The sequence below is a fragment of the Streptomyces sp. NPDC047028 genome, from assembly GCF_040644095.1.
Classification (GTDB): Bacteria; Actinomycetota; Actinomycetes; order Streptomycetales; family Streptomycetaceae; genus Streptomyces.
This window is the reverse complement of the sequence record NZ_JBEYVS010000045.1, coordinates 34524-50369: the sequence shown is the minus strand read 5'-3', so window position 1 is coordinate 50369 and position 15846 is coordinate 34524. Positions and strand designations below refer to the sequence as shown.

At 71.8% G+C, this 15846-nt stretch carries 15 protein-coding genes; 11 read left to right on the top strand and 4 right to left on the bottom strand.

The window, feature by feature from the left end:
• Nucleotides 1-123 precede the first annotated feature (123 nt).
• Entirely contained in the window at nt 124-1929 is a 1806-nt protein-coding gene (locus ABZ854_RS30750) for a phosphatidylglycerol lysyltransferase domain-containing protein (RefSeq protein ID WP_361217293.1), read from the top strand.
• A 36-nt stretch (nt 1930-1965) separates the two neighbouring features.
• On the opposite strand, the gene ABZ854_RS30745 is transcribed toward ABZ854_RS30750, so the two are convergent.
• Nucleotides 1966-2733, bottom strand: a complete 768-nt coding sequence (locus ABZ854_RS30745; RefSeq protein WP_361217290.1) for an SDR family NAD(P)-dependent oxidoreductase — start codon at nt 2731-2733, stop codon at nt 1966-1968.
• A gap of 73 nt (nt 2734-2806) precedes the next feature.
• A complete protein-coding gene (locus ABZ854_RS30740; protein WP_361217287.1) occupies nt 2807-3148 on the bottom strand; it encodes a YnfA family protein in 342 nt (113 codons plus the stop codon).
• Between the two features lie 611 nt (nt 3149-3759).
• On the opposite strand from ABZ854_RS30740, the gene ABZ854_RS30735 reads away from it, so the two are divergent.
• The 7 genes from ABZ854_RS30735 (at nt 3760) to ABZ854_RS30705 (ending at nt 9284) form a co-directional block, all read left to right on the top strand.
• A complete protein-coding gene (locus tag ABZ854_RS30735; RefSeq protein ID WP_361217284.1) occupies nt 3760-4308 on the top strand; it encodes a hypothetical protein in 549 nt (182 codons plus the stop codon).
• A gap of 76 nt (nt 4309-4384) precedes the next feature.
• Nucleotides 4385-4867 carry a MarR family winged helix-turn-helix transcriptional regulator gene (locus tag ABZ854_RS30730; protein WP_361217281.1) on the top strand — a complete coding sequence of 161 codons (483 nt, stop codon included), beginning with the start codon at nt 4385-4387 and terminating at the stop codon, nt 4865-4867.
• 64 nt (nt 4868-4931) lie between these two features.
• The gene (locus ABZ854_RS30725; RefSeq protein WP_361217278.1) at nt 4932-6023 is read left to right on the top strand and encodes an LLM class flavin-dependent oxidoreductase; all 1092 of its coding nucleotides are present in this window, start codon (nt 4932-4934) and stop codon (nt 6021-6023) included.
• Entirely contained in the window at nt 6020-6631 is a 612-nt protein-coding gene (locus ABZ854_RS30720; RefSeq protein WP_361217275.1) for an FMN reductase, read from the top strand. The genes ABZ854_RS30725 and ABZ854_RS30720 overlap by 4 nt, the downstream gene beginning before the upstream one ends.
• Before the next feature lie 129 nt (nt 6632-6760).
• Entirely contained in the window at nt 6761-7510 is a 750-nt protein-coding gene (locus ABZ854_RS30715) for a response regulator transcription factor (protein ID WP_361217272.1), read from the top strand.
• Complete coding sequence (locus ABZ854_RS30710; protein ID WP_361217269.1) at nt 7511-8950, top strand: ATP-binding protein; 1440 nt, start codon at nt 7511-7513, stop codon at nt 8948-8950.
• A 121-nt stretch (nt 8951-9071) separates the two neighbouring features.
• Nucleotides 9072-9284, top strand: a complete 213-nt coding sequence (locus ABZ854_RS30705; protein WP_361217266.1) for a DUF4287 domain-containing protein — start codon at nt 9072-9074, stop codon at nt 9282-9284.
• A 28-nt stretch (nt 9285-9312) separates the two neighbouring features.
• On the opposite strand, the gene ABZ854_RS30700 is transcribed toward ABZ854_RS30705, so the two are convergent.
• Entirely contained in the window at nt 9313-10506 is a 1194-nt protein-coding gene (locus ABZ854_RS30700) for an RtcB family protein (protein ID WP_361217263.1), read from the bottom strand.
• Nucleotides 10507-10752: 246 nt separating this feature from the next.
• Between ABZ854_RS30700 and ABZ854_RS30695 the strand changes: the two genes are divergently transcribed.
• From ABZ854_RS30695 to ABZ854_RS30685, 3 genes are all read left to right on the top strand, one after another.
• Nucleotides 10753-11568: a DUF3558 domain-containing protein gene (locus ABZ854_RS30695; protein WP_361217260.1), complete on the top strand. Its 816-nt coding sequence runs from the start codon at nt 10753-10755 to the stop codon at nt 11566-11568.
• A gap of 126 nt (nt 11569-11694) precedes the next feature.
• Nucleotides 11695-12597, top strand: coding sequence for a DUF3558 domain-containing protein (locus ABZ854_RS30690; protein WP_361217257.1), 903 nt, complete (start codon nt 11695-11697; stop codon nt 12595-12597).
• Between the two features lie 84 nt (nt 12598-12681).
• Nucleotides 12682-13959 carry a DUF2637 domain-containing protein gene (locus ABZ854_RS30685; protein WP_361217254.1) on the top strand — a complete coding sequence of 426 codons (1278 nt, stop codon included), beginning with the start codon at nt 12682-12684 and terminating at the stop codon, nt 13957-13959.
• A gap of 57 nt (nt 13960-14016) precedes the next feature.
• On the opposite strand, the gene lysS is transcribed toward ABZ854_RS30685, so the two are convergent.
• On the bottom strand, nt 14017-15756 hold the full coding sequence (gene lysS, locus ABZ854_RS30680) for a lysine--tRNA ligase (RefSeq protein WP_361217251.1): 1740 nt from the start codon (nt 15754-15756) through the stop codon (nt 14017-14019).
• Between the last annotated feature and the right edge of the window lie 90 nt (nt 15757-15846).

Below are 15846 nucleotides of genomic sequence, written 5' to 3'. Positions count from 1 at the left end.
CCTCCCCGTCCTCCCCGTCCTCCCCGTCCTCCCCGTCCTCCCCGTCCTCCCCGTCCTCCCCGTCCTCCCCGTCCTCCCCGTCCTCCCCGTCCTCCGTCCCCTCCCTCAAGGTGACCGGTCACCATGCCCGCTCGACAGTCGGCCCTGATCTCCCCTCAGGTTCCCGCCCAGCGCACCCCCCGCTCCCCCCGCCGCGCACCCGACCCCACGGCCGTCGTCCCGGCCGGCACCGGCAGACTCCGGGCCCGGGCCGCCGCGGCCACCGTCTGGTACCTGCGCCTACAGGCGGTGCTGAACATCGTCGCGGTGCTGTCCCTGCCGTTCCGCGAGGAGGTGCACGAGCACAACGCGGGCGAGTTCTTCACCCCCTACCTGGCCACCGCCGGCCTGGTCTCCGCCGCGCTCGCACTGTTCCTCGCGGTCGTCATGCGCCGCCGCAAACGCGCCGCGTGGGTCTTCAACCTGCTCCTCGCCGGACCGCTCTTCGGCCTCTACGTCATCGCGCTGACCCGCGCCTCCTACCGCGAGCACCCGTTCAACTGGCTCTCCGCGGCCCTCACCGGCCTGTTCGTCGCCGCCCTGCTGCTCGGCCGGCGCGAGTTCGACGCCCTCGGCGACCGCTCCAACCCGCGCCTGGCCCTCGCCGTCGGTGCCGGCGGCCTCCTCGTCGGCGGCACCCTCGGCACGCTGCTGGTCCGCGCCACCAACACGGTCCCCGGCGCCGGCCTCAAGGACGAGATCTCCTACACCCTGCTGCGCGGCATCAGCGTCGGACCGCTCGCCGACCGCGTCGACGCCGTCGACGCGCCCCGCTGGGTGGACGTCGTCGTCAACCTCCTGACGGCCGCCGTCTTCGTCCTCGTCCTGCATGCCTGCTTCCGCGCCCCGCGCGGCGCCCGCCTGCTCGCCGCCGAGGACGAGGAGAGGCTGCGCGCCCTGCTGGACCGGCACGGCGAGCGTGACTCCCTCGGCTACTTCGCGCTGCGCCGCGACAAGTCCGTCATGTTCTCCCCGAGCGGCAAGGCCGCCGTCACCTACCGCGTCGTCGGCGGCGTCAGCCTCGCCTCCGGCGATCCCATCGGCGACCCCGAGGCGTGGCCCGGCGCCATCGACGCCTGGCTCGCCGAGGCCCGCCGGCACGCCTGGACCCCGGCCGTGATGGGCGCGAGCGAGGAGGCCGGCACGATCTACGGCCGGCACGGCCTGGACGCGCTGGAACTCGGCGACGAGGCCATCGTGGACCTCGCCGACTTCACCCTGGACGGCCGCGCCATGCGCGGCGTCCGCCAGGCCCACAACCGGGTCCGCCGCGCCGGATACACCGTCCGCGTCCGCCGCCACGAGGACATCCCCGACGACGAGACGGCCCTCCTCGTCGACCGCGCCGACCGCTGGCGCGACGGCGCCACCGAACGCGGCTTCTCCATGGCGCTGGGCCGCCTCGGCGACACCTCCGACGGCCGCTGCGTGATGCTGGAGTGCCGCGACGCCGACGGCGAGCCCCGCGCCCTGCTGTCCTTCGTCCCCTGGGGCGAACACGGACTGTCCCTCGACCTCATGCGCCGCGACCGGGCCTGCGAGAACGGCCTTATGGAGTACATGGTGGTCGAACTGCTTCTGCAGGCCGAAAAGTTGGGAATCCGCCGGGTCTCCCTGAACTTCGCGATGTTCCGCTCGGTCTTCGAACGCGGCTCCCGCCTCGGCGCCGGCCCGGTGCTGCGCCTGTGGCGCTCGACGCTCACCTTCTTCTCCCGCTGGTGGCAGATCGAGTCCCTCTACCGCGCCAACGCCAAGTACCGCCCGGTGTGGGAGCCCCGGTTCCTGCTGTTCGCCAAGACCGCCGACATCCCCCGCATCGGCCTGGCCAGCGCCCGCGCCGAGGGCTTCCTCACCCTCCCGGGACTGGGCGGACGCTCCCCGGAGGCCTGAGGCCCCCGGGGCCGGGGAGGTGGGTGCCGTACGGCGTCACGCGTCCCGGTGGATCTTCGTGTTGGACGCCTGCGCGCGGGGGCGCAGGACCAGCAGGTCGACGTTGACGTGGCTGGGGCGGGTGACCGCCCAGGTGATCGTCTCGGCCACGTCGTCCGCGCTGAGCGGCTCCGCGACCCCCTGGTAGACCTTCTCCGCCCGTTCCGAGTCGCCGCCGAACCGAGTCAGCGCGAACTCGTCGGTCTTGACCATGCCCGGCGCGATCTCCACGACCCGGACCGGCTGCCCGACGATCTCCAGACGCAGCGTCTCCGCGAGCACGTGTGAGCCGTGCTTGGCGGCGACGTAACCGGCGCCGCCCTCGTAGGTGCCGTGGCCCGCCGTGGACGACACGACGACCACCACGCCGTCGCCGCTCGCCACCAGCTTCGGCAGCAGCGCCTGGGTGAGGTTGAGGGTGCCGATGACGTTCGTCTCGTACATCGTGCGCCAGTCCGCCGGGTCGCCGGTGGCCACCGGGTCGGCGCCGAGCGCGCCGCCCGCGTTGTTGACCAGGACGCCGATCGTCTTGAACGCCGTGGCGAACTCGTCCACCGCCACGCGGTCCGTGACGTCCAGCTGGTACGCCGTCGCCGCGTGCCCCGCCGCGGTGATCTCCTCGGCCAGCGCCTCGATACGGTCCTTGCGGCGGGCGGTGAGGACGACCCGGTAGCCGGCCGCGGCGAGCTGCCGGGCCGTGGCGGCGCCGATGCCACTGCTCGCGCCCGTGACGACGGCGATGCGGGACGGGGCGGCGGGGGCCATGTGCACTCCTGGGTTCGAGGCGGCGCGGGGGCGACGCGGGCTGGGCTGGACCGGCCTCCAGCCTAGGCGAGCCTCAACCGCCGCTCCTCGGCGCCCACATGATCACGGCCATGCCGGCCAGGCAGATCAGCGCCCCGGTGACGTCCCATCGGTCGGGCCGGTAGCCGTCGGCGACGACACCCCACAGGAGCGAGCCCGCCACGAAGACGCCGCCGTACGCGGCGAGGACGCGGCCGAAGTGGGCGTCCGGCTGGAACGTGGCGACGAAGCCGTACGCGCCGAGGGCGAGCACCCCGCCGGCCGCCCACAGCCAGCCCCGGTGCTCGCGTACGCCCTGCCAGACCAGCCAGGCCCCGCCGATCTCGAGGACGGCGGCGACGACGAACAGGGCGGCGGAGCGGAGGACCAGTGACATGGCCGCAGCTTCGCACGCGGGCGCCTGCGGCGGGCGGGCGCGTAGGAGGCGGGTCGCAGCCGGCGAGCGGCAGCCCGTGGGGCAGGAGGCGGCGAGGGCGCGGCAGGGCGGCGGGCGCGGCGGGCGGCGGGACGCAGCCGGCGTGCGGCAGACGGCGTGCAGCAGCCCCAAGGGCCGAGGACGGCGGACGGCGGGCGGGCGACGGGGTGGCAGAGGTGAGCGGCAGGCGGTAGCCGGCGAGCGGCAGCCCGAGGGGCAGGAGGCGGCGGGGGCGCGGCAGGGCGACGGGGTGGCAGAGGTGAGCGGCAGGCGGCACCCGGCGGGCGGCAGCGCGAGGGGCAGGCGGCAGGCGGGCGCGGAAGGCCCCGGGGCGCAGCCGGCGGGCGGCAGACGGCGGGCGGCAGACGGCGGGCGGGCGGCAGACGGCGGGCGGCAGACGGCGGGCGGGCGGCAGACGGCGGGCAGCAGCCCCAACGGCAGGCGCGGGCGGTCCGCCGGGCCTCGCCCGGCGGGCGCTGTCACCTGTTGGACGGCGCCTGCCGTGCGGTCCACGTGGCATACATCCGTACGGCACACGGATCAGGGACGTGCGGATGCGGAGGCGTGCAGTGGTGAGTGGCGTATCGATGCGGGCGCGGATCGGGATGGCGATGACCGGGGCGTGCGGCGCCGCGCTGGTGCTGGGCGGCCTGGCCGCGGGACCCGCCACCGGAGCCGCCGGAGTCACCGGCGCGGCCGGGCCCACCCCGTCGGCCTCCGCCGTCCCCGCGCCCCCCTCCGCCGACCTGGCCTTCCACGGCACCGCCGTGATGAAGGACGACCAGGTCGACGTGAAGGTCACCCCGAGCAATCTCGGACCCGCCGCGGTGCCGGACGCGAGCGTGCGGCTGCGCTGGTCGGTGCCGCTGACCACCGAGGCGCTGAAGCTGCCGGCCGGCTGTGTGCGGACCGACGACCGGACGGTCGTCTGCGGCACCGGGGCGCTGGCCTCGGGCGGGGTCGAGGCGCAGATCCAGGTGTCGGTGCGGCTGAAGGACAAGGCGTCCCAGGTGACCCTGGAGGTCGACACCGCGTGGAACGGCGGGGCGACCGACAAGGACCACACCAACGACCAGCTGAAGGTGCTCGTCCTGGCCACCGGCGACGCGTACGCCTTCTGACCCCGGCCGGCCCGCGCACGCCGTTCCCGTCGGCCACGTACGATCTCTGCACCACGCAGACGAAGGGGAGTACGGCATGCCCGGGAAGGAGTCCGGGGCCGCACGGTCCCGGCTGCTGGAGCGGCTCGGCACGGTGTCCCGGCGGTACATGGCGTCGTACGCCCTGTTCAACCAGGCCGTCGCCGACCGGATCGGCCTGCATCCGACCGACCTGCAGTGCCTGAACCTGCTGACGCTGGAGCGCGAGCCGGTCACCACGGGTCGGGTGGCCGAGCTGACGGGCCTGACCACGGGGTCGGCGACCCGGCTGGTGGACCGGCTGGAACGGGCCGGGTACGTCGTACGGCGGCGGGACGACGCGGACCGGCGGCGGGTGCTGGTGGCGACCGTGCCCGAGCGGATCGCCGAGTTCGGGCGGATGTGGGAGTCGTTGTCGGGCGACTGGTCCGCCCTGTTCGACGACCTCGACGACACCGAGCTGGCCACGATCGTCCGGCACATGGAGCGGACGGTGGACTTCAGCGGCACGCAGATCGCGCGGCTGCGGGCCGGGGAATAGCACGGGGCCGGGGTCCGTTCCCCAGGTGTAGTTGAAGAATCAACAACCTGGAGGATGAGCCGCCATGCAGTTCGGGATCTTCACGGTCGGCGACGTCACGCCGGACCCCACCACGGGCCGTACCCCGACCGAACACGAGCGGATCAAGGCCATGGTCGCCATCGCGCTCAAGGCCGAGGAGGTCGGCCTCGACGTCTTCGCCACCGGCGAGCACCACAACCCGCCGTTCGTGCCGTCGTCCCCGACCACCATGCTCGGCCACATAGCCGCCCGCACCGAGCGGCTGGTCCTCTCCACCTCCACCACCCTCATCACCACGAACGACCCGGTGAAGATCGCCGAGGACTTCGCGATGCTCCAGCACCTCGCCGACGGCCGGGTCGACCTGATGACGGGCCGCGGCAACACCGGCCCGGTCTACCCCTGGTTCGGCAAGGACATCCGCCAGGGCATCGACCTCGCCATCGAGAACTACGCCCTGCTGCACCGCCTGTGGCGCGAGGACGTCGTCACCTGGGAGGGCAGGTTCCGCACCCCGCTGCAGAGCTTCACCTCGACGCCCCGCCCGCTGGACGGCGTACCGCCGTTCGTCTGGCACGGCTCCATCCGCTCCCCCGAGATCGCCGAACAGGCCGCCTACTACGGCGACGGGTTCTTCCACAACAACATCTTCTGGCCCGCCGACCACACCAAGCGCATGGTCGAGCTGTACCGCACCCGGTACGCCCACTACGGGCACGGCACCCCCGAGCAGGCGATCGTCGGCCTCGGCGGCCAGGTGTTCATGCGGAAGAACTCCCAGGACGCGGTCCGCGAGTTCCGCCCCTACTTCGACGTCGCCCCGGTCTACGGCCACGGCCCCTCCCTGGAGGACTTCACCGAACAGACCCCGCTCACCGTCGGCTCCCCGCAGCAAGTGATCGAGAAGACCCTGTCCTTCCGCGGTTACGCCGGCGACTACCAGCGCCAGCTCTTCCTGATGGACCACGCCGGGCTGCCCCTGAAGACCGTGCTGGAGCAGCTCGACCTGCTCGGCGAGGAGGTCGTCCCGGTCCTGCGCAAGGAGTTCGCCGCCGGCCGCCCCGCCGGTGTCCCGGACGCCCCCACCCACGCCACCCGCACCGCTTCCGCCGCCCAGGAGGTGACCACCGTATGAACCTCGTCGTCGTCTCCGCGGGGCTGAGCGTGCCGTCCTCCACCCGGCTGCTGGCCGACCGGCTGGCCGCCGCCGTGGACCGGCACACCCCGGCCCCCGCCCGGGTCCAGGTGATCGAGCTGCGCGACCTCGCCGTGGAGATCGCGCACGCCTTCACCAACGGCTTCCCCGGCCCGGCCCTGACCGCCGCGCAGGAGGCAGTGACGGCGGCCGACGGGCTGATCGTCGTGACGCCCGTCTTCACCGCCTCCTACAGCGGCCTGTTCAAGTCGTTCTTCGACGTCCTCGACCCGGACGCCCTCATGGGCAAGCCGGTCCTCGTCGCCGCGACCGGCGGCACCGCCCGGCACTCCCTCGTCCTCGAACACGCCCTGCGCCCGCTCTTCGCGTACCTCAAGGCAGTCGTCGTGCCCACGGCCGTGTACGCCGCCTCGGAGGACTGGGGTGCGGAGGGCCTCGCCGACCGCATCGAGCGGGCGGCCGGCGAGCTGGCCACGCTGATGACGGGCCTGTCGGCGACGGTGTCCCCACCGGGGACCGCTCCCGCGGCGGACGAGCCCGGCCTGGTCCCCTTCGCCGAACACCTGGCCCGGCTCAGCGCCGCCTGAGCCCGATGGTGAGAGGACGGTAGGCGGGCGCCCGCGGTTGCCCCTGTGACGGTGAGAGCCAGGTAAAAAGGGTGATCGTAGGCCCGCCCGGCCCGGCCGAAGCACCGCCGACCTTGGCAGACTGGGGACGTGCCCCAGAATGTGCTGCTCGCCGAAGACGACCGCGCCATCCGACATGCCCTGGAACGTGCCCTGACACTCGAAGGCTACGAGGTCACCGCGGTCGCCGACGGCGTCGAGGCGCTGGCGCAGGCCCACCGCACCCCGCCGGACGTCCTCGTCCTGGACGTGATGATGCCCGGCATCGACGGCCTCCAGGTCTGCCGGGTGCTGCGCGCCGAGGGCAACCGCACCCCCATCCTCATGCTCACCGCCCTCGTCGAGACCGCCGACCGCATCGCCGGTCTCGACGCGGGCGCCGACGACTACGTCCTCAAGCCCTTCGACGTCGAAGAGGTCTTCGCCCGGCTGCGCGCCCTGCTGCGCCGCACCTCCCCCGTCACCGCGGGCAGCGGCGCAGTCCCCGGACCGGGCACGGACCCGGCCCGCGACGCCCCCGCCTCCGCCACCGCCACCGACCGGCAGATCGAGGCCGCCGGCATCCGCATGGACCTCCAGGCCCGCCGCGCCTGGCGCCGCACCCGCGAACTGGAGCTGACCCGCACCGAGTTCGAGCTGCTGGAACTGCTCGTCCGCAATGCCGAGATCGTCCTCGACCACTCCACCATCTACGACCGCATCTGGGGCTACGACTTCGGCCCCGGCTCCAAGAACCTCGCCGTGTACGTCGGCTACCTGCGCCGCAAGCTCGACGAACCCGGCGCCCCGCAGCTGATCCACACCGTGCGAGGCGTGGGTTACGTGCTGCGGGAGGACTGAGTGCGCCGGCTGCGCCGGCTGCTGGCCCGACGCCGGCCCGAGCTGGTCTCGCTGCGCACCACCTTCGCCGTGTCCTTCGCGGCCGTCACCGCCGCCGTCACGATCCTCGTCGGCATCCTGTCGTACAGCTCGGCCGCCCGGCTCGTCCGCGTCGACCAGCAGTCCGTGTTCACCCAGGTCGTGCAGGACGTGCAGGACGAGGTGCGGCAGCAGGAGATGTCCCCGGACGACTTCTCCTCGTCCAGCCCCGGCCACGACGTCGTACGGCCCGCCCGCACCGATGTCCAGGTGCTGGGCGCGCGCGGCGAGGTCGTCGACCACGGCAGCCCCGTGCTGCCCGTCACCGCCCACGACCGCTCCGTGGCCCGCGCCGGAGCGGCCGGGAAACTCGCCGAGCACAAGGACGTACGGGTCGGCGACGACCTCTTCCGCATCGCCACCGTCTCCCTCGGTGACGGACGCGGCGCGGTCCAGGTCGCACAGGAGTTCAGCGACACCGAGGACCTGCTGCGGGCGCTTCAGCAGCGGACCCTCATCCTCATGTCGGCGGTGGTCGTCGCCGCCGGGCTGTTCGGCTGGTGGCTGGCCCGGCGCATCACCCGCCGCCTGCGCGTCCTCACCTCGGCCGCCGAGGACGTCGCCCGCACCCGGCAACTGGGCATCGAGGTGCCCGTCGCCGGACTCGACGAGGTCGGCCGGCTCGGCCGCGCCTTCGACCGCATGCTCGGGCGGCTCGCCCAGTCCGAGGAGGACCAGCGGCGCCTGGTCCAGGATGCCGGCCACGAACTCCGTACGCCGCTCACCTCCCTGCGCACCAACATCTCGCTGCTGCGCCGCATCGACGAACTGCCCCCGGCGACCCGCGAGGACCTGGTCGCCGACCTCACCCAGGAGGCCCGCGAACTCACGGACCTGGTCAACGAGCTGGTCGACCTCGCCGCCGGGCAGTCCGACGCCGAGCCGCCGCAGCGGGTGGACGTGGCCGACCTCGCCGAGGACGTCGTGGGCCTCGCCAAACGCCGTACCGGACGGGACATCGTGCTGCGCACCAGCGGCGACACGAGTGCCGACGGCCGTCCCGGCATGCTGCAGCGGGCCATCTCCAACCTCGTCGAGAACGCCGCCAAGTTCGACCGCGACGGGCAGGCCCCCATCGAGGTCGTCGTCACCGGCCTCGCCCGTCCGGGCATGGTCCGCGTCGAGGTCCTCGACCGCGGCCCCGGCATCGCCGAACCCGACCTGATCCGCATCTTCGACCGCTTCTACCGGGCCACCGACGCCCGCTCCCTCCCCGGCTCCGGCCTCGGCCTCTCCATCGTCCGCGAGGTGGCCCTGGCCCACGCCGGCGCCCCCTTCGCCTCCGCCCGTCCCGGCGGCGGCGCGATCATCGGCTTCACGGTGGGCGGCTTCCACGGAGCGACCCGGGGCGGCGGAGTGTGACGCAGCACACCTTCAGCGGCCGATGACCCGTGCCGCTCCCACCCGTCATAAGTGTCGCGAGCACAGAGCGCAGAGCACAAAGCACCGCGCACCGCGCACCGACAGACGGGACAGTGACGACATGACCGGCACCGCCAAGGGCCCCGCCAGCTACTTCCCCTCCATCGAGGAGAAGTACGGCCGCCCGATCGCGGAGTGGAAGGACCTCATCCGCTCCTCGCCCCTGACCAAGCACATGGACCTCGTGAACTGGCTCAAGTCCGAGCACGCGCTCGGCCACGGCCACGCCAACGCCCTCGTCGCCCACACCCTCGCGGAGTCCCGCGAGGGGTGAACCGCCGAAGGGCCGGCCCTGCGAAGGGCTAGCCCTTCACACACACCACCTGCTTGAGCTTGGCCACCACCTCGACGAGGTCCCGCTGCTGGTCGATGACCTGCTCGATCGGCTTGTAGGCGCCCGGGATCTCGTCCACGACGCCCGAGTCCTTGCGGCACTCCACACCCTGGGTCTGCTCCGCCAGGTCCTTCACCGAGAAGCGCCGCTTGGCCGCGCCGCGGCTCATGCGCCGGCCGGCCCCGTGGGACGCCGAGTTGAACGCCTTCTCGTTGCCGAGACCCTTCACGATGTACGACCCCGTGCCCATCGAGCCCGGGATGATCCCGTACTCGCCGGAACCGGCCCGGATCGCTCCCTTACGGGTGACCAGCAGGTCCATGCCCTCGTAGCGTTCCTCCGCCACGTAGTTGTGGTGGCAGGAGATCTCCTGATCGAAGACCGGCTTGGCCTTCTTGAACTCCTTGCGGACCACGTTCTTCAGGAGCGCCATCATGAGCGTGCGGTTGTACTTGGCGTACTCCTGTGCCCAGAACAGGTCGTTGCGGTAGGCCGCCATCTGCGGGGTGTCCGCGACGAACACCGCCAGGTCGCGGTCGACCAGGTTCTGGTTGTGCGGAAGCTTCTGGGCCACGCCGATGTGGTGCTCGGCGAGTTCCTTGCCGATGTTCCGGGAGCCGGAGTGCAGCATCAGCCAGACAGAACCGGTCGTATCGGTGCATACCTCGACGAAGTGGTTGCCTCCGCCCAGGGTTCCCATCTGCTTCGCGGCCCGCTCCTGACGGAACTTCACCGCGTCCGCGACCCCGTCGAACCGCCCCCAGAAGTCGTCCCAGCCCGCCGTGGGCAGGGCGTGAAAGCCGCCGGGGTCGACCGGGTCGTCGTGCATGCCGCGGCCCACCGGGATCGCCTGCTCGATCTTCGAGCGCAGCCGGGACAGGTCGCCGGGGAGGTCGTTGGCGGTCAGGGAGGTGCGCACCGCCGACATGCCGCAGCCGATGTCCACGCCGACCGCGGCCGGACACACCGCGCCGCGCATGGCGATGACCGAGCCGACCGTCGCCCCCTTGCCGTAGTGGACGTCCGGCATGACGGCCAGGCCCTTGATCCAGGGCAGGGTGGCGACGTTCTGGAGCTGGCGCAGGGCGCCGTCCTCGACCGACGCCGGATCGGTCCACATACGGATCGGAACCCGCGCGCCCGGCATCTCCACGTACGACATGACGTCCTCTTCTCCCCCGGTGACATGACAACAGCACAACAAACACGGCAAGTTCAGCAAATGGATTAAAAGCAGCAAAACGCAAAAGGCGTGACAAAGCCGGGCAGGCAGGACAAGGGACCGGCGTTCACAGCGGTGCGTGCGGTACACATTGTGTCCAGGGGGCGCCCCGCCACGGCAAGCGAATAACCTGCGGGGACACTGGAGTACCGAGCAGAGCGACACCGTCGAGAGGGAGCCAGAACCGTGCAGCGGAAGGCGTACGTAACCGGCACCGCCGCCCTCCTCGCGGCCCTGCTGGCCGGCTGCACCAGCGGTTCCGGCGGCGGCAGTCCGACGGACGACGCCAACCCCGGCGACGCCGGCACGGCGACGACCGCGGCCCAGCCCGGCAAGTACGACACGCTCCCCGAACCCTGCCGTGCCGTCGACCACGACACCCTCGACTCCCTGCTCCCCGGCATCCAGCAGATCACCGACCCCGACCAGCGGGACAAGGCCTACCAGGGCGAGGCCGCGCTCACCTACGACACCGACCGCCAGGTGGGCTGCCGCTGGAAGGTCGACTCCGCCGACGCCACGGACCGGCTGTCCGTCGACATGGAGCGCGTGGTGTCGTACGACAACACGGTCAGCGACGACGACGAGGCGCAGAAGCTGTTCACGCAGAAGGAGACGGCCGCCGACCTCCCGGAGCCGAGCGCTTCGTCCACGGCCGGCGCCACCGGTACGGCCACCGCCTCCGGCACGCCGAGCGGCAGCCCCTCGGGCTCCTCCGGCGCCTCCTCCCCGTCCGGCTCCCCGTCGGGCACTCCGGCCGACCTCCAGCCGCGCACGCTCTCCGGTCTCGGTGACGAGGCGTATCTGGACGACCAGCTCGGCGGCTCAGGTTCGACGGCCGAACAGCGGACGGTGACTGTGGTGTTCCGCACGTCGAACGTCATCGTCACCATCCAGTACGAGGAGCAGCCGACGGCCATGGGAACGGTCCCGGACAGCAAGGAAATGCAGGACAGGGCCGGTAATCTGGCCTCTCAACTGGCTGACGCACTGGGCGGCTGAGCGCCCCGCGGGCCCCTCCCGCCCCCTCTCCCAAAGCTCGGGAACAGAAAACGCACGGCCCTCTCACCGCGTACGGTGGCCCCGCAGGAACCCGCACGAACACCGAGCGTCACGAGTGAAGGAACCATGCAGCGAGCAGCCCAGCGAGCCGACCGTCAGCATGCACAGCGAGCCAAGCGTCTTCGCCGCGCCCTTGTCTGCGCGGCCGCCGTCCCCGCCGTCCTGATCACCGCCGCGTGCTCCTCCGACTCCGGCGACGGCAAGGCGAAGGGGGACCCCGCCACCCAGCAGAGCAGCACGGGCGGCAGCGGTTCGAAGCAGCCCTCGGCCTCACCGTCCGCGCGGGCGGCCGCGTACAAGTCGCTTCCCGAGGCGTGCTCGGTGCTGTCGAAGAAGTCCCTCACCGATCTGGTGCCCAAGGGTGCGAAGTCGGGCAAGGAGGGCGCGACGGACGATGTCGCCACGCGCGCCTCGTGCCACTGGAGCAGCCTGGACAACAACGGCGTCAAGGGCTCCCAGTTCCGCTGGCTGAACGTCTCCCTCCTCCGCTTCGACTCCGACACGACCCGCGGTTCCGGCGAGAACCAGGCGCACGCCTACTACAGCCGGCAGGTCAAGGACGCCCAGAGCGTGGACGGCGCGCAGGGCGCCAAGTCGGAGCCGGTCTCCGGCGCGGGTGACGAGGCGACGGCGGTGCGCTACGACCTGAAGAAGAAGGAAGGCAAGTTCAAGCAGCAGACGGTCGTGGCCCGGGTCGAGAACGTCGTCGTGACCCTGGACTACAACGGGGCCGGTCTCGCGGGCGAGAAGACCCCCGACTCGGACGACCTGACGAAGGCCGCCGAGAAGGCCGTCAAGGAGGTCGTGGAGTCGGTGGAGTCCGCCAACGGGCAGGGGGCGAAGCCGAGTTCGCCGGCCAAGTCCAGCGCGTCGCCCTCCAAGCCGGCGTCGAAGTCACCGTCCCCGAAGACGTCCGCGAAGGCATCCGCCAAGGCGACCCCTTCCAAGTCCGCCGCCAAGAAGAGCTGAACTGAGCCCCGGCCGACACCACGTTCGCCGCACGCGTGTGCCACTCTGTTGCGCGCAACAACACGCAAGGGGAGGGGAGTACGAGTGGCCGCGCCACTGCAGCTGACCCGCTTGCACCGCGTTCTCATCGGCGTGGTGGTGAGCGGGGCCATGATCATCGCCGGCATCGGCTTCGCCGGCTCGTACGCGGCCGTCCGTGAGCTGGCCATCCAGAAGGGCTTCGGGAACTTCTCCTACGTGTTCCCGGTCGGCATCGACGCGGGCATCTGCGTCCTGCTCGCCCTCGACCTGCTCCTGACCTGGATCCGCATCCCCTTCCCGCTCCTGCGGCAGACCGCCTGGCTCCTCACGGCCGCGACGATCGCCTTCAACGGCGCCGCCGCCTGGCCCGACCCGCTGGGTGTGGGCATGCACGCGGTGATCCCGATCCTCTTCGTGGTCTCCGTCGAGGCGGCCCGCCACGCCATCGGGCGCATCGCCGACATCACCGCCGACAAACACATGGAAGGAGTCCGCCTCACCCGCTGGCTCCTCTCCCCCGTCCCCACCTTCCTGCTCTGGCGCCGCATGAAGCTCTGGGAACTGCGCTCCTACGACCAGGTCATCAAGCTGGAGCAGGAACGCCTCGTCTACCAGGCCCGCCTCCGCTCCCGCTTCGGCCGCTCCTGGCGCCGCAAAGCCCCGGTCGAGTCCCTGATGCCCCTTCGCCTGGCCCGCTACGGCGTCCCCCTGGCAGAAACAGCTCCCGCGGGCCTGGCAGCGGCAGGCATCGAGCCGCAGGTGATCCCGGCAATCGACGCCGCAGCTGCGGGCAATCGTGCCGCTGGGGCGGCACGGGTGGGCGCAGCGGCACCTCTCAGCGAGCAGCGCCCCGAACTCCCCGCCCAGCAGACCTCCGGGCGACCAGCGCACCCGGGCCCCCCGGACACCGCCCCCGCCGACGACCAGAGCCCCTGGTTCCAGGCCCCCCGAGAGATCGACTACCACGGCGACTACGACCCCACCTACAACCCGGCCCCCGAACCCCAGTACGCCCCCGAAGAGGAGTACGGCGACTGGTACGAGGGTTACGAGGACCAGGCACCCCCTCCGGAGGAGACCGGCAGCTTCCCCATCCCGGTCGGCCCCAACCGCACCCGCGAACTCGGCGAGGGCGGCGGCATCCCGGAGCCGGACATGGACAGCTACTACCAGGTCTTCCGCCAGTCGATCACCGACAGCGGCGTGCCGACGCCGGGCCAGTTCCTCGACAACATAGAGGCCGAGTTCGGCATCTCCCTGCCCGAGCCCGAGGCCAAGCGCATGGTCCTGGACTTCACGGCCCGCCTGAACGCGGAGCTGGAAGAGGACCACATCGCGTAGACGCGCAGGAACACGAAAAGGGGGCCCTCCGCCAAGGAAGGCCCCCTTTGTGCGCGCTTACTCCCCGAGCAGGGCCCGCACCCTCTCCTGCCCCACCGCGAGCAGCAGCGTGGGCAGGCGCGGGCCGGTGTCGCGGCCGACGAGCAGGTGGTACAGCAGGGCGAAGAACGTCCGCTGGGCCGTCTTGATCTCGGCCGGGAGTTCCTTGGGCGTGGCGTCGGCCGGGAATCCGGCCTGGACCTTCGGAACGCCGTAGACGAGGTGGGTCAGGCCGTCGAGCGACCAGTGCTCGGCGAGGCCGTCGAGCAGCAGCCGTACCGACTGCTGGGAGGGCTCGTCGAGGGACTTCAGCAGGTCGGTGTCGGGCTCGTCGCGCACGATGGTCCGCTGGTCGGCGGGGACGTGGTGGTTGATCCACGCCTCGGCCTTGTCGTAGCGGGGGCGGACCTCGGCGAGGGAGGCGAGCGGCTGCTCCGGGTCCAGCTCGGACAGGATCCGCAGTGCCTGGTCCTCGTGGCCGGCGGTGATGTCGGCGACGGAGGCGAGCGTGCGGTACGGCATCGGGCGGGGCGTCTTCGGCAGCTCGCCGGCGGCGGTGCCGACGGCACGCGCGTGGGCGGCCACGTCACCGGGCAGGGCGGAACCGTCGGCGACCTTCCCCACCAGCTTGTCCCACTCGTCGTAGAGCCGCTGGATCTCCTGGTCGAAGGCGATCTTGAAGGACTGGTTGGGCCGGCGGCGGGCGTACAGCCAGCGCAGGATCTGCGGCTCCATGATCTTCAGCGCGTCGCCGGGGGTGGGCACGCCGCCGCGCGAGGAGGACATCTTGGCCATGCCGCTGATGCCCACGAACGCGTACATCGGGCCGATGGGCTGCTTGCCGTCGAAGATCCCGACGATCTGCCCGCCGACCTGGAAGGAGGAGCCCGGCGAGGAGTGGTCGACGCCGGAGGGCTCGAAGATCACACCCTCGTACGCCCAGCGCATCGGCCAGTCGACCTTCCAGACCAGCTTGCCGCGGTTGAACTCGGTCAGCCGGACGGTCTCGGCGAAGCCGCAGGCGGTGCAGGTGTACGACAGCTCGGTGGTGTCGTCGTCGTACGAGGTGACCGTGGTCAGGTCCTTCTCGCAGTTGCCGCAGTACGGCTTGTACGGGAAGTACCCGGCCGTGGAGCTGCCGTCGTCCTCGGACGCGGCGCCCGAACCCTCGGCGGCCTCCAGCTCGGCCTCGTCGACCGGCTTCTGCTGCTGCTTCTTCGCCGGCGCCTTCTTCGTGCGGTACTGGGCGAGGATCGCGTCGATGTCGCCGCGGTGCCTCATCGCGTGCAGGACCTGCTCGCGGTAGGCGCCCGAGGTGTACTGCGCGGTCTGGCTGATGCCGTCGAACTCCACGCCCAGCTCGGCCAGCGACTCGGCCATCGCGGCCTTGAAGTGCTCGGCCCAGTTCGGGTACGCCGAGCCCTTGGGGGCGGGCACGGAGGTCAGCGGCTTGCCGATGTGCTCGGCCCAGGACTCGTCGACGCCCGGGACGCCCGCGGGAACCTTGCGGTAGCGGTCGTAGTCGTCCCAGGAGATCAGGTGGCGGACCTGGTGTCCGCGGCGGCGGACCTCGTCGGCGACCAGGTGCGGGGTCATCACCTCGCGCAGGTTGCCCAGATGGATCGGGCCGGACGGGGACAGCCCGGACGCCACGACGACCGGTTTCCCGGGGGCTCGGCGCTCCGACTCCTCGATGACGTCATCCGCGAAACGGGAGACCCAGTCGGCGGTCTCGGTGCTCTGAGCCACGATCGGCACGTCCTTCTTTCTGAACGCTGAACGCTTCGGAAAATGGTGACGGTCCCATTCTCCCAGACCACCCCGTGACCGGGAAAACCGCTTTGCCCC